Below are 13,595 nucleotides of genomic sequence, written 5' to 3'. Positions count from 1 at the left end.
TGTTAACAATTACCTTAAATACGTGGATTGTTGCCAAAAAAGAAAGCGGTTACTATTAGAGCTGTAATTAAATGAAAGGAGGGAGAAACGATGACACAAGGTGTTACGAATACGGATCCAGTTCCGGTCTCGCAAAAGCCAGACCTGAACTTTTTCCAGCGATTGTGGGCTAACCGGGTATTTTTACTAATGGTTTTACCAGGATCGATCTTTCTAATCGTTTTCTTCTATATTCCGGTGCTGGCCAACGTTGTGGCCTTCCAGGATTTCCAGTATTCAGATCAAGGATTTATTTACAGTGTGTTGCACAGCCCGTTCGTTGGCTTCCAGAACTTTAAGTTCTTCTTCAAGTCGGCCGACTTCTGGCTCGTTCTCCGTAACACGGTCGGGTACAATTTGACGTTCCTGCTACTGAATTTCTTCTTCGCCATTTTCTTTGGGGTCGTTATGAGTCAGATGCGGAATCAGCGGCTCCTCAAGGTTTACCAAACGTCAATGTTGTTCCCGTACTTCCTGTCATGGGCCATCCTGTCGTACTTCGTTTACGCCTTCTTGAGCTCTGATAAGGGGATCTTGAACCACATGATCCAAGCGATGGGCGGAACGCCAATCGACTTCTACAACTCACCGTGGGTCTGGCCGTTTATCATCATCTTCCTGGGGGTTTGGAAAGGGATCGGTTACAACAGTATCCTGTACTTCGCGACCGCCATGGGAATCGACCCGTCATACTACGACGCGGCGATGATCGATGGTGCCAACAAGTGGCAACAAATTAAGAACGTGACCTTGCCACATATCTTACCGGTTGCCACGCTGATGTTGATCTTGAACATCGGGGGGATCTTCCGGAGTGACTTCGGGCTGTTCTACTTGATTCCACGTTCTTCAGGGGCACTGATCAACGTGACCCAAACGTTCGATACCTTTATTTACCGTGCTTTGACAACGACTAACGATATTGGGATGTCAACGGCCGCCGGGTTATTACAATCCATCGTCGGTGCGTTACTGATCTTTATCAGCAACTGGGTCGTTCGTCGCAAGCAACCAGAATCAGCACTATTTTAGGGGGTGACGCCATTGCGTAAAAAGAAGCAAATTACAGCAGTTGAAATCCGCAAGTTCGGACCTGGCGCCAACCTGTTTTTCAACATTTTTCTCGGTATCTTTGCCCTAAGTTGTATTCTGCCATTCTTCTTCATCATTATTTTATCGTTGACGCAGGAATCAGATATCACGACTTATGGTTATCAGTTCTGGCCGAAGCATTGGACCTTTGCCAGTTACCAGTACTTATCCAAAATGGGACACCAAGTACTGGTTTCCTTAGGGGTTACCATCTTTGTCACGGTTGTCGGGACGATTATGAACAGTTTGTTTAGTTCCACTTATGCTTACGCGATTTCACGGAAGGACTTTGCCTACGCGCGGTTCTTCACCATCTTCGCCTTGATTTCAATGTTGTTTGTTCCCGGCATGGTTCCGACTTACTTGATCGTGACCCAAATGTTGGGCTTGCAAGATAATATCTGGGCCTTGATTTTGCCAATGAGTTTTGGGGTTTACAACGTGTTGATCATGCGGACGTTCTTCAAAACGTCGATTCCGGAACCAATTATCGAATCGGCCCGGATCGACGGGGCCAGCGAGTTCAAGATTTTCTGGACAATCGTTGTGCCACTGGCAATTCCAGGGATTGCGACGATTAGTTTGTTCACGTCGCTCGGTTACTGGAACGACTGGATGAACGCCTTGCTGTACATCAACAAGGACAGCGTTACACCGTTACAATACTTGTTAGTTAAGATTCAAAATAACATTCAGTTTATGACGCAAAACATGGCGAATAATGGAGCCGTAGCCGGTGCAGCTAACGTGCCAAGCGAAGGGATGCGTTTTGCCATCGTTGTGGTTGCCACCTTGCCAATTGCGTTAACTTACCCATTCTTCCAGAAGTACTTTGTTAAAGGGATGACCATTGGTGGGGTCAAGGGGTAATCGGTAGCACTTGAAATTGAAAACGCTATCCGAAATTAACCACCAACTAAAAGCGGTAGTTCAATAAACTAATATCCTGAGGAGGATGAAAGCTATGAATAAATTATTGAAGGGCGCGACGGTTGTCAGTATCGCTGCGTTAGGAACCATTGCACTTGCTGGTTGTGGCAAGTCCAACTCAAGCTCCGATTCTTCAAAGAAGACAACGGTCAGCATGTATATGCCGGGGGATAAGCCGAAGAACTATGATGCAATGATTAAGAAGGCTAACAACCGGATCCACAAGACCTACAAGAACATCAACATCAAGATGAACTTTATCGGCTGGGGGGACTACACCCAGAAATATAACGTTATGGTCACTTCAGGGAACGACTACGACTTAGCCTTCTCCCAAAACTACACTAATAACGCTTTAAAGGGCGCTTACGCCGATATGACCAGTGAATTAAAGAGTGGCGTTGCAAAGAAGGCTTACCAAGAAGTCGATCCAGCTTACTGGAAAGGCTTGAAGATTAACAATAAGATCTACGGTTTCCCAATCAACGCCAACGTTTACGCGCAAAACATGTTAACATTCAATTCAGAATTTGTTAAGAAATATAATATTAATATTAACGACGTTAACTCCTACGCAAGCATGGAACCCGCTTTGGCGAAGTTCCACAAGCAAAACCCTGGGACGGCCGGCTTTGCCATTGGTCAAGGCTTCAAAGCTTCCCCAGCCCACATGGACTTCCCGCTGGGTAACGGGCTACCATTCGCCATCGATTCAAGTGGTAAGAGCAAGAAGGTCGTTAACGCTTACGATACCACCGAAATGCGCGATATCTTGAAGACCTTGCACAGCTACTACCAAAAGGGTTACATTCCTAAGGATGCGGCTACTTCAAGTACCCAATACAACTTGCAAGATAACACTTGGTTCGTACGTCAAGAAACCCAAGGTCCTTACGACTACGGCGATTCAACCTTGATCAACAACGCCGGTGGTAAGAAGATGCAATCGAAAGCCATCACCGACCCTTACAAGTCCTCTGCACAAGCCCAAGTTGCGGTTTGGAGCATTTCCAAGACTTCTAAGCACAAGAAGGAAGCTATGCAAGTCTTGAACCTGTTGAACACGGATAAGACCTTATTGAACAACATTACTTGGGGTCTTGAAGGTCAACAATGGAACTTCACCGATAAAGAAAAGGGTAAGATCAAACTTACTAAGAAGTACAAACCAAACTACTTCATCGGTGCTTGGATGATGGGGAACAACAAGAACTTGTACACGCTTGATACGACGACTAACGCGATGATCAAGAAACGTGACAAGGACATTAAGGAATCCAAGACTTCAGCTGCCCTTGGTTTCAACCCAGATACCAGCAAGCTTAAGACTGAAATCACGAACTTAAATAACGTCATGAGTAAGTACCTCGATATTTTGAATACCGGGACTGCCGATCCAGTACCAACCATCAAGAAGATGGATAAGGAATTGAAGACGGCCGGTTATGACAAGGTTCAAAAAGAATTGCAGAAGCAATACGACGCCTTTCTTGACAAGAACTAATTCATGATGATTTGCAGAGAAGTCGGGTGCTGGGCACTACGACTTCTTTGTCTACATAGCACCAACTAATTTAGGCAAGTATTGAAAGGATGGTCGACATGACGAAACACTGGTGGCAAAGCGCCGTCGTTTACCAAATTTACCCCCGCAGCTTTCAGGATAGTAACGGTGACGGCATTGGGGACTTAGCGGGCATCATTAGTCGGCTTGATTATTTGCAACAACTGGGCGTCGGCGCAATTTGGCTCAGTCCGGTTTATCAAAGCCCGAACGCCGACAACGGCTACGACATTGCGGATTATCAGGCGATTAACCCGGAATACGGGACGATGGCCGATATGGACCGCTTAATTGCCGAAGCCCGGCAACGCGGGATCCGCATCGTGATGGACCTAGTTGTTAACCATACGAGTGATGAACACCGCTGGTTCGTGAGTGCCAAGCAGGATCGTGACGCTGCGACCCGCGACTACTACGTCTGGGCCGACCCGGTCGACGGCCACGAACCTAACGACTTAACGTCGGGCTTTATCGGCGGCTCGGCGTGGGAATATGAACCCAAGACCCACCAGTACTTTTTGCACCTCTTTTCAAAAAAGCAAATTGACTTGAACTGGCAAAGCCCTAAGCTCCGGCAGGCGGTCTACGACATGATGAACTTTTGGATCGACAAGGGCATCGGGGGCTTTCGAATGGACGTCATCGATATGATCGCCAAGGAGCCGCTCAAAAAAATTCAGGTCAACGGTCCGCACCTGCACGAGTACCTGCACGAAATGAACCGCCGGACCTGGGGCGACCGCGACTTCTTAACGGTCGGCGAAGCTTGGAGTGCCGGGCCTAAGGACGCGTTGCAGTATAGCGACGCCGCTCACCAAGAACTTAGCATGATTTTTCAATTCGGCCACATGTGGGCGGACCGCAAAGTTGGCGGTGAGAAGTGGGAGACCCGCCCGCTCGACGTGGGGCAGTTGAAGCAGGCGTTGTATGATGATCAAACGACGCTGGCGACTAGCGGCTGGAACAGTCTATTCTGGAATAACCACGATTTACCACGGGCGGTCTCGCGTTTTGGCACGACCGGTCCGCAACGGGAACTGAGTGCCAAGATGCTGGCCATCACGCTACACGGGTTGAAGGGGACGCCGTACTTATACCAGGGTGAAGAAATCGGGATGACCGACTGCCCAGTCACGTCAATCGACCAAGTTGACGACGTTGAGGCCCGCACGATTTACCGGCAGTTACGTGAACGTGGTGATTCAGCGGCGCAAGCAATGGCGAAGCTCAACACCTTTAGCCGCGACAACGCCCGCACACCAATGCAGTGGTCGCCGGCGGCAAACGCCGGCTTTACGACCGGCCAGCCGTGGTTGGCAGTTAACCCTAACTACCGCACGATTAACGTGGACGCCGCGGTTACCACGCCGGGTTCGTTATTTTACACGTACCAACGGCTGATTGAGCTACGGCGGACGTGCCCGGTCCTCCAAACCGGTCGCTTTTACGCCCTAGCCAACGTCCCAGCAACGGTCTTCGCGTACACCCGAACACTGGGGACGACCCGCTGGTTAATTTGTAGCAACTTCACGGCCGCACCGACGATGGTGACCTTACCGGCAAAAACCGCTAAGGTGATCATCGCCAATTATCCGGACGCACCGACCCAGTTGGGCACGGTGCAGTTACGGCCGTACGAAGCAATGATTTTAGACATAACAGAGGAATGAGGGGGAATCAAACATGTCAATTGGACGCGCAGCGGATAAAATTTTTACCCGGGTCTTTATCGTTTTGATCATGTCAGTTTACTTTTGGATTTACACCGTCGCCGGGTTGGTCATCTTCGGAATCGGGCCGGCCGCCCGTACGGTAACGGAAATGTACATGGATAAGGAATGGGACTACCGGTTATATAGTTTTAAGGACGGCTGGCACCGTTTTAAAACCAATTTCTGGCAAATCAACTTACACGCTTGGCTGTTCATTGGTGCCGGCGCGATTCTAGCCTATAACCTGTACCTGAGTACTCAGATTCGGGGCGCTTACTGGGTGATCTTTAGTCAGTTCATTATCGTGTTTGCACTGCTATTTGATTTTTGCCTAGCCATCTTCACGTTAATGCTGCGGTCCCACTACGACGTCGCTTTCAAAGACGCCATTAAATTAGCCATCGTTCAATTTTTTAATAACTTTATGCAACTGCTAGTGTTCGTCGTGATGACCGCGATCATGATTATGATCTCCATGAAGTGGCCGGGGATGATCCTCTTTATGAGCCCCGGTATTTACATGGTGGTCGCGGATATTTTATCCAAGCACTGGTATGAAAAAATCGATCAGATGTTAGGTGCGGCCTAGCCCCATGCCGTTTTCGAACCACGTTCAGCGGTCGAGCTTTACCCATTTAATTAAGCTTTATACGATCATTATTTCGGTAATGGTCATCTTAGCCACTGGAATTTTTGTAGGCGTCAGTATTCGCACCTACAACGCGGAAGTTTCACAGGCGGAAAGTACGGCTGAACGCCAAATTAGTCAGACGCTGGCGCGTAATCAACAGGTCGTGAACCAGACAGCGACCCAGCTCCCTGACGCCACCGATAACTTAACTAGCTTAACCAAGTATTTTAGTTTATCACCGGGGGCGTATAGCGATTACGCCATCGATGAAAGCCTGAGAGGGCGTAAGTACTTTTACTGGCCAACGGAAGCCCGCCAGCTCTTTGTTCAAAATGAGTCGCTATCACAATTAACGCTGCGGCTCGCAAACCAGCCGAGGGTCTTCGTGGCAACCACTAAAAATACCGGTGGACAGCTGGTTAATGAGAAACGCGTCAAGCAAGCCTTTGCGCTAAGCGCCCCGCTGATCAACCCCTACACGTTGCAAACGGACGGGGTCATTAGCATGAGCTTTGATCAAAGTGCGCTGAAGGACCAGTTGAACCACTTAATGGCAGTCCGACCGTTACAAATTGCGGTCCGCTCCGACGCCAATGACCAGTTATTCTACTTCGCCGGTGTCCGGGTCAACGCGCAACAGCAACGGGCGTTTAAACGGGCGCTCAGTACGGGTAACGCGACTAGTCTGAAAGGTTATCACGTTACCGAAAAGACGTTGCCGTCCGGGTACCAGCTGACGATGGCCGTCAACCAGTCGGCGCTGTTCGGCTTGTTGTTCGGGCGGGTGCTACCGGTCGTGGTACTGGGAATCTTATTGTTCGTTGGGTTGAGTGTCGGGTTATGGTTAACCTTTCGGCGCTACCAGCACCAGCTGGACACCATTGTGGCAACCGTTAAGACGGTTTCGGCGGGCGATTATGACGCCCGCGTACCGGTTGATTTGAAACCGACCGATCTGCACACTTTGGCCGATGGTATCAACGTGATGCTGACGGAAATCCACCGCCACATTCATACGATTTATCAGCTACAAATTGCCCAGCAGGAGGCTAATCGCAAGGCGCTTCAATCACAAATCAACCCGCACTTCATGTCTAATACGTTGGAGTATATCCGGATGGCCGCCTTAGACGCCGATCAACCGGAACTCGCGGAAGTGGTTTACAGCTTTGCGGCGTTATTACGAAATAATACCGACTTATCGTCGCGAACGACGATTAAGCAGGAATTAAGCTTTATTGAAAAATACGTGTTCTTGTACCAGGTGCGGTTCCCGGATCAAATTGCCTACCAGTTTCAAATCGATCCGGCGGTGGCCGACGTCGAAGTGCCGAAGTTCAGTTTGCAGCCGTTGGTGGAAAACTACTTCGTGCACGGCATTGACTTTACCCGCTTCGATAACGCCGTGAGCGTTAAGGCGTGGCGGGAAGGGTCCCTGGTGCGGATTAAAATCCGCAATAACGGTAAGGGACTGACCGACAAGCAAATTGCGTCGATCAACGCCCGCATGCAAGAACCGTTTGACGCCGGTCAGCACCGTTCGATCGGGTTACAAAACGTTTATTCGCGGATGGCCGACTACTTCGGGGCGTCGTTCATGATGACGCTGAGCCACGACGAGCCCCTTGGTGTGACGGTCAACGTTCAGTTCAGTGATCAATTAACAACTAAAAATCAATCCGGCCAAGCCGGAATTAAGAGTGAGGATGATTAATGATGAGTAAGACATTAGGAAGTATTGAAGCTGGCGGTACGAAGTTTGTTTTAGCCGTTGCCGATGAAACCTACCGGGTGAGCGCCAAGAAGCGGATTCCAACCACGTTGCCGGACAAAACGCTGGCGGCCTGCATCGCCTTTTTCAAAGAAAATCCGGTCGACGCAATCGGCTTGGGCTCGTTTGGTCCGATTGGGATTAAGCAAGGGACTAGCGATTACGGACACATTTTAGCGACGCCGAAACCCGGCTGGGCGGGCACCAACATCGTTAAGATTTTGACGGACGCGTTGAACGTGCCGGTCTTCTTTACGACCGACGTCAATGCTTCAGTATACGGAGAATACATTGCCGGCGAAGCCAAGGACGTTGATTCCGCGGTTTACTTCACGATTGGGACCGGGATCGGTGGCGGTGCCATTCAGGACGGTAAGTTCATTGGCGGCTATTCTCACTTGGAAATGGGCCACGCGCCGGTGATGATGCATCCGGATGATCATTACGAGGGCTTTTGCCCGTTCCATGGTAACCGCTGTTTTGAAGGGGTCGCAGCCGGCCCAACCATTGAAGGTCGGACGGGTCAACGGGGGGAAACCTTAGCCCGTGATAACCAAGTGTTCGACTTTATTGACTACTACGCTGCTCAGATGGCGTTCAACGCCTACGTTAACTTGGCACCGGCAAAGATTATTTTTGGTGGTTCGGTCATTAACGACGGTGACATGCCACGGGTTCAAAAGTACTTTGACGAACTCAACAACGGCTACGTTCAGGTGCCGGATAACTTGATTGTGCATAGTCACTTTGCCGATAACGCGTCGGCAACGGTCGGCGACTTTGCGTTGGCGGCGTCACTTCTGAAGTAACTTGGTATGTCACACGCTGCGTTAGTGGGCACTTTTGGTATATTGACCGGAACTTTGCCGGCATTTTGTACAAGGTGCCCATTCAATATGATAGCGTTTTCATATACAATAAGGCTTGTAAGGAATTGATATATTAAATTTAAAAAAATACCGATAATTTGATATTGATCGGGTAAAAGATGAGAAAGGCGGAGACGCACAATGGTTGAAATTGACTTAGATCACATTTACAAGCGTTACCCAAACGCGGAAAAGAACTCGGTTAACGACTTTGATTTACACGTAAAGGATAAGGAATTCATCGTGTTCGTTGGCCCTTCCGGTTGTGGGAAGTCGACGACGTTACGGATGATTGCCGGGCTAGAAGAAATCAGTAAGGGCGATTTGAAGATTGATGGCAAGGTCATGAACGACGTGCCACCGAAGGATCGTGACATCGCGATGGTGTTCCAAAGCTACGCCCTCTACCCCCACATGACCGTGGCCGGTAACATGGCTTTCGGGCTAAAACTGCGGAAGTACAGTAAGGAAGACATCGATAAGCGAGTTTTAGAAGCCGCTAAAATTTTGGGATTGACCGACTTCCTAGATCGTAAACCGGCCGACTTGTCTGGTGGTCAACGGCAACGGGTTGCTTTAGGCCGGGCAATCGTGCGGGATGCCCCAATCTTCTTGATGGACGAACCGCTCTCTAACTTGGATGCCAAGTTGCGGGTTTCCATGCGGGCTGAAATTGCAAAGCTCCACCGGCGCCTGAAGACGACGACCATTTACGTTACCCACGACCAAACCGAAGCGATGACGATGGCCGACCGGGTGGTAGTTATGTCGGTTGGGGAAGTCCAACAAATTGGGACCCCGTCCGAAATTTATGACCGGCCACGGAACATGTTCGTTGCCGGGTTCATCGGTTCACCAGCGATGAACTTCTTTAACGTTCGCTACCAAGATGGCGTGGTTGACGACCATAAGGGGATTCACCTACACATTCCAGAAGGGATGTCGAAGGTCTTGGACAAGCGCGGCTATAACGGTAAGGACCTTGTCTTCGGGATTCGGCCGGAAAACATTCACACGGAAGAGATCTTCCTGAAGACTTGGCCGGATTCAGTAGTCAAGGCAACCATCAACGTTTCCGAATTATTAGGGGCAACGAGTCAACTATATTGCCAAGTTGGCGATACGGAATTCGTGGCTAACGTAGACACGCGGGACTTACACGAGCCGGGTTCGGTCGTTGAAATGGGCTTTGACATTAACAAGGCGCACTTCTTTGATAAGGAAACCAAGAACTCGATCATGTTGGACGAAGAAGAAGAAAACGCCTAATTGGTCTACCTAATTTTTTGAGATATCCCACTATAATATCTAGTCAAAGCGCTCGCATAAACATGCGAGCGCTTTTGCTGGTGTAAAGACAACCCGATTATTATGATAGAAATTACCAAGCAAAGGCACTTAGACTAATCAAACTTTTAGAAATTTTAAAAGCGCTAACGTAATATGCCATAATTAGGGTAGTTATAATCAATTTATTAGTTCAAATTGCTGACAAAATTGGGAGTGTCAGGATAACGGGGGACGATCGGCTAATGGGTAAGTTGCGGCGCAAGGATACTTTGGAACGGGTGATGGGACGCTATACGGGGTTGGTGATCTTGCTAACTGGTCTAGTTACAATTATTGGTAGTACGGGGCTGGTTTACCATGGTCAGCAAGCCGTCACTGAAAGTTTAACGACCGGGCTAGATGAAGTGGCGGATCAGCTAGCGCTAGCACCTCGGCACCAATCACCAAGCTTGGTGCTTGCGCCACAACGGGCAACGATGACCCGTGAACTAAAACGGGCAACCGGGGCGACTAATCCGGACTTGCAGTTGGCCGTCGTTCAAGCGTCTGATGTGCGTTATGCGTATCGCGGTCAGGATGTTTTGCCGACTGAACACCGGCAATTACTTGCGCAGCTAGCGCCAATCGGAGCTGTTAACGCGGATTTACGCACCAGCTACCACTTCCGGCAACGCCGTTTACCGGATGGCAGTCGGCTGATTGCGTTAACGGCGAAACAAGCGGTGACCCAGCGGCAGACGGTCCGGATTTTACGCCTAGTTGGTATGGCAACACTAGTGGACGCGGTCCTGATTAGGGGGCTGTGGCTGACTTTCCGCCGGTATCGTCACCGGTTGGCCGCCGTTAGCGGGACGCTGGATGATACTGGCCGACCGGTCGCGGACGTCGGTGCGATGACGACCGCCGTTGAACGGTTGCTGACCGACGTTCAACAGTACGGTCACCAGGTTAATCAGCCCCAGTCCACGCCGAACCAAGCTAACCTGCAGCGGTTGCAGGCCCAGATTAAGCCGCACTTTTTATATAACACCTTGGAATACATTCGAATGTACGCCGTGGCGGAGGCCGAACCGGAACTGGCCAACGTGGTGGTGGCCTTTGCGACGTTACTACGCAGTGATGCGGACCAAGCACCGGTGGCAACGCTGGATCAGGAGATTAGTTTCGTTAGGAAATATATGTATCTTTATCAAATGCGCTTTCCTGACCAGGTCGCGTACGGGTTTCAAGTTGAGCCACAGTTGGCAACTTTACGCTTGCCTAAGCTAATTTTACAGCCGATTGTTGAGAATTATTTTATGCACGGGATCGATTATAGTCGTCAGGATAACGCCATTGACGTGCGTGGTTGGGTGGATGAGGACGACCGGGTCCGCCTGCAAGTCCGGGATAACGGTAAGGGCATGACTCCAGCGGCTTTAGCCGGATTACGCCAGCAGCTCACCGGGTCGCTTGGTGCCGAACAACGGCGTCAACATATTGGAATGCGCAACGTTTTGGAACGATTACGGAGCTACTTTGGTGCGTCTGCCGATTTAACCGTTCAAACGAATGCAATGGGTGGTCTAACGGTTGAACTAGCGTTTTTAAAAGAGGGTGGATTAAATGCATAGTGTCATGATTGTTGATGATGAATACATGATTTTAAAAGGCATGGCGAAGGTGGTTGACTGGCAGGCCAACGGGTTTGAAATCGTTCAGACCGCCCGTAACGGTCAGCAAGCCCTGACGGCATTTAAACAACGGCCGGTCGACTTGGTAATCACGGACGTTCGGATGCCGGGATCGACCGGGTTGGAGTTGATGCAACAGTTGCACGCCCAACCGAACGCGCCACTGGTCATCGTTTTATCTGGGTATCAGGAATTTGATTACGTTAAGGAAGCGTTACGCTATGGTGCAATTGACTACCTAGTTAAGCCGATTGACGCCGAGGAGCTAGTCAAGGTGTTGCAAAAAGCGCACCAGCGTTTGAATCAGCAGGTTAAAATCGACGCGACTAAGCGGTATTACTTAGAAATGCAGACCGAGCGGCTGGTAGCCGGTGATTTACCGGCGGCACAAAGTGCAGAGGTGCTTGCCAGTGCCGGCGTGACGGCTAATGAAGACCAGTTTACAGTGCTCGCCTGCAACGTCGTGCATAATTTTGAAGCGTTGAGCCGTACCTGTCAGGAACAGCACCAACAGCTTTTTTACAGCAGTCAGGATCAGCTGATCGTGGTCTTTGTAGGTTCTCACGCCCGCCTGAAACAGTTCATTCGGTACTTGGAAACGACCCAGTTGATTTCCGGCCGTTCCTTCGTCACCGTTGGCCAGCAGGTCCACACACTCGATCAACTGGCGGACAGCTTAGAACAGGCGCAGACGTTAGCTGAACTTTACCAGTTTTACGAAGGCCGAGTCCCGTTTCTATCCGGTGCGTCCCGGACGGAATGGTTGCGGCAGGCGGAAATCCCAAAAATTTCACTGGTTGCTTTTAAGTAGGCCCTGGGTACCGAAGACCGGGGGGCGATGGCCGAATCGGTGACGGCGATTTTTGAACAGTTGAGTGCGGAACACGTGGTGCCGTCGTACGCGCGCCAGGTTGCCTTTTTAATCTTAAACGTTCTTGGAAATTATCAATTATTCAGCAACCAGCAGTACGAACAGCAATTGACGTTGATTGACAACGCGCCGACGATTGCAAGCTTAAAAGACGCCGTTTTAGCCATGGTTCGTGGTTACGAACCGAAACAGCAAACCAGCTTTTCACAAAACGTTAACCGGGTCGTTGACATCGTGGCCAAAGAGTACGCGCAGGATTTATCACTGGCCCAGGTTGCGGAGCGGTTACACTTGAACCCGGTATATTTGGGACAGCTCTTTAAAAAAGAGGTCCATACCAGCTTTTCCAAGTATTTGAACCAGTACCGGATTGACCAGGCCAAGCAGCTATTAGTGAACACTGACGAGAGTATTAATAACATTGCGCTGGCGATTGGTTATTCTAACAGTGGCTATTTCTATAAAAATTTCCGCTTGATTTGCGACATTTCGCCGAAAGAATACCGGCAAAAAGCGGTTAAGCGGGTTAAATCGTAGGGTTGAAGGCGCCAAAACGGGTGTGACGGATGTCGCACCCGTTTTTTTGAGTGGCTGGGGGTATGCGGTAATGAGTATGTGAAGCGGCGGCGGTCAAGGGCGCGCGTTGCTATGCCGAAACAGCGGTAATGATTGGTAAAAAATACTGACATTATGGTAATGGTTAATGATCATTATATTTTAAAATCTAGAACAATATAAATTATATCCATAAGGATAATAATTGGATTATAACGCTGGGTTAATACAGACTTACCCATGAAATTACTGATAAATCACGGTTCTTAGACCGTCAATATTATCAATATAAAAAAAGTTTAGCTTGTATTTTTATAGGTAAATTATTTAATTTTTTTTAAAAATAAAGGATTAATGATATTTAAAAACTGTTTTTAAGTATAAACAACCGCACCAATTAGCCCGAGTAGCGGGAAACGTATTGAGTGGCTCAGCATACTTGCGTCCTGGGGTGGCACGGATACTGATCCCGGATAACGGGATGCCCGTACCGGTGGTTGGCAACCAATAATTTTCATCATTTTCTAATGGATAACCCGTGAGTGGTTACCCGGATAAATCCCCGCTAAAACTGGTTATAACTTGATTTTTGGTTGAT

At 49.3% G+C, this 13,595-nt stretch carries 11 protein-coding genes; all 11 read left to right on the top strand.

What is annotated here, in order from left to right; all coding sequences use genetic code 11:
* Window positions 1-90 precede the first annotated feature (90 nt).
* The 11 genes from FFM82_RS06565 (at window position 91) to FFM82_RS06515 (ending at window position 12,979) form a co-directional block, all read left to right on the top strand.
* Window positions 91-1,071: an ABC transporter permease gene (locus FFM82_RS06565; protein WP_137645068.1), complete on the top strand. Its 981-nt coding sequence runs from the start codon at window positions 91-93 to the stop codon at window positions 1,069-1,071.
* A gap of 12 nt (window positions 1,072-1,083) precedes the next feature.
* On the top strand, window positions 1,084-2,001 hold the full coding sequence (locus FFM82_RS06560; protein WP_137645067.1) for a carbohydrate ABC transporter permease: 918 nt from the start codon (window positions 1,084-1,086) through the stop codon (window positions 1,999-2,001).
* Between the two features lie 94 nt (window positions 2,002-2,095).
* Window positions 2,096-3,565, top strand: coding sequence for an ABC transporter substrate-binding protein (locus FFM82_RS06555; RefSeq protein ID WP_137645066.1), 1,470 nt, complete (start codon window positions 2,096-2,098; stop codon window positions 3,563-3,565).
* Window positions 3,566-3,663: 98 nt separating this feature from the next.
* On the top strand, window positions 3,664-5,295 hold the full coding sequence (locus FFM82_RS06550; RefSeq protein ID WP_137645065.1) for a glycoside hydrolase family 13 protein: 1,632 nt from the start codon (window positions 3,664-3,666) through the stop codon (window positions 5,293-5,295).
* Window positions 5,296-5,308: 13 nt separating this feature from the next.
* The gene (locus FFM82_RS06545; protein WP_137645064.1) at window positions 5,309-5,926 is read left to right on the top strand and encodes a YesL family protein; all 618 of its coding nucleotides are present in this window, start codon (window positions 5,309-5,311) and stop codon (window positions 5,924-5,926) included.
* Between the two features lie 4 nt (window positions 5,927-5,930).
* On the top strand, window positions 5,931-7,682 hold the full coding sequence (locus FFM82_RS06540; RefSeq protein ID WP_137645063.1) for a sensor histidine kinase: 1,752 nt from the start codon (window positions 5,931-5,933) through the stop codon (window positions 7,680-7,682).
* Between the two features lie 2 nt (window positions 7,683-7,684).
* Window positions 7,685-8,548: an ROK family protein gene (locus tag FFM82_RS06535; protein ID WP_137645062.1), complete on the top strand. Its 864-nt coding sequence runs from the start codon at window positions 7,685-7,687 to the stop codon at window positions 8,546-8,548.
* Between the two features lie 201 nt (window positions 8,549-8,749).
* Window positions 8,750-9,877 (top strand): ABC transporter ATP-binding protein, encoded by a 1,128-nt coding sequence (locus FFM82_RS06530; protein WP_137645061.1) that lies wholly within the window; start codon window positions 8,750-8,752, stop codon window positions 9,875-9,877.
* A 263-nt stretch (window positions 9,878-10,140) separates the two neighbouring features.
* Window positions 10,141-11,511 carry a sensor histidine kinase gene (locus FFM82_RS06525; protein ID WP_137645060.1) on the top strand — a complete coding sequence of 457 codons (1,371 nt, stop codon included), beginning with the start codon at window positions 10,141-10,143 and terminating at the stop codon, window positions 11,509-11,511.
* Window positions 11,504-12,382 (top strand): response regulator, encoded by an 879-nt coding sequence (locus tag FFM82_RS06520; protein ID WP_137645059.1) that lies wholly within the window; start codon window positions 11,504-11,506, stop codon window positions 12,380-12,382. The genes FFM82_RS06525 and FFM82_RS06520 overlap by 8 nt, the downstream gene beginning before the upstream one ends.
* A gap of 27 nt (window positions 12,383-12,409) precedes the next feature.
* Window positions 12,410-12,979, top strand: coding sequence for a helix-turn-helix transcriptional regulator (locus FFM82_RS06515; protein ID WP_137645058.1), 570 nt, complete (start codon window positions 12,410-12,412; stop codon window positions 12,977-12,979).
* The last annotated feature ends 616 nt before the right edge of the window (window positions 12,980-13,595 follow it).

It is taken from the genome of Lactiplantibacillus plajomi, from assembly GCF_005405405.1.
Lineage (GTDB): Bacteria > Bacillota > Bacilli > Lactobacillales > Lactobacillaceae > Lactiplantibacillus > Lactiplantibacillus plajomi.
Note: the sequence above shows the minus strand (reverse complement) of the source record. Positions and strands in the feature narration are given on the sequence as shown.

Bases quoted from the DNA above. Each gene is read 5' to 3' on its own strand.
- FFM82_RS06530 (WP_137645061.1), top strand. From the start codon at position 8,750: ATGGTTGAAATTGACTTAGATCACATTTACAAGCGTTACCCAAACGCG.
- FFM82_RS06555 (WP_137645066.1), top strand. From the start codon at position 2,096: ATGAATAAATTATTGAAGGGCGCGACGGTTGTCAGTATCGCTGCGTTA.
- FFM82_RS06520 (WP_137645059.1), top strand. From the start codon at position 11,504: ATGCATAGTGTCATGATTGTTGATGATGAATACATGATTTTAAAAGGC.
- FFM82_RS06565 (WP_137645068.1), top strand. From the start codon at position 91: ATGACACAAGGTGTTACGAATACGGATCCAGTTCCGGTCTCGCAAAAG.
- FFM82_RS06535 (WP_137645062.1), top strand. From the start codon at position 7,685: ATGAGTAAGACATTAGGAAGTATTGAAGCTGGCGGTACGAAGTTTGTT.
- FFM82_RS06515 (WP_137645058.1), top strand. From the start codon at position 12,410: ATGGCCGAATCGGTGACGGCGATTTTTGAACAGTTGAGTGCGGAACAC.
- FFM82_RS06540 (WP_137645063.1), top strand. From the start codon at position 5,931: ATGCCGTTTTCGAACCACGTTCAGCGGTCGAGCTTTACCCATTTAATT.
- FFM82_RS06525 (WP_137645060.1), top strand. From the start codon at position 10,141: ATGGGTAAGTTGCGGCGCAAGGATACTTTGGAACGGGTGATGGGACGC.
- FFM82_RS06545 (WP_137645064.1), top strand. From the start codon at position 5,309: ATGTCAATTGGACGCGCAGCGGATAAAATTTTTACCCGGGTCTTTATC.
- FFM82_RS06550 (WP_137645065.1), top strand. From the start codon at position 3,664: ATGACGAAACACTGGTGGCAAAGCGCCGTCGTTTACCAAATTTACCCC.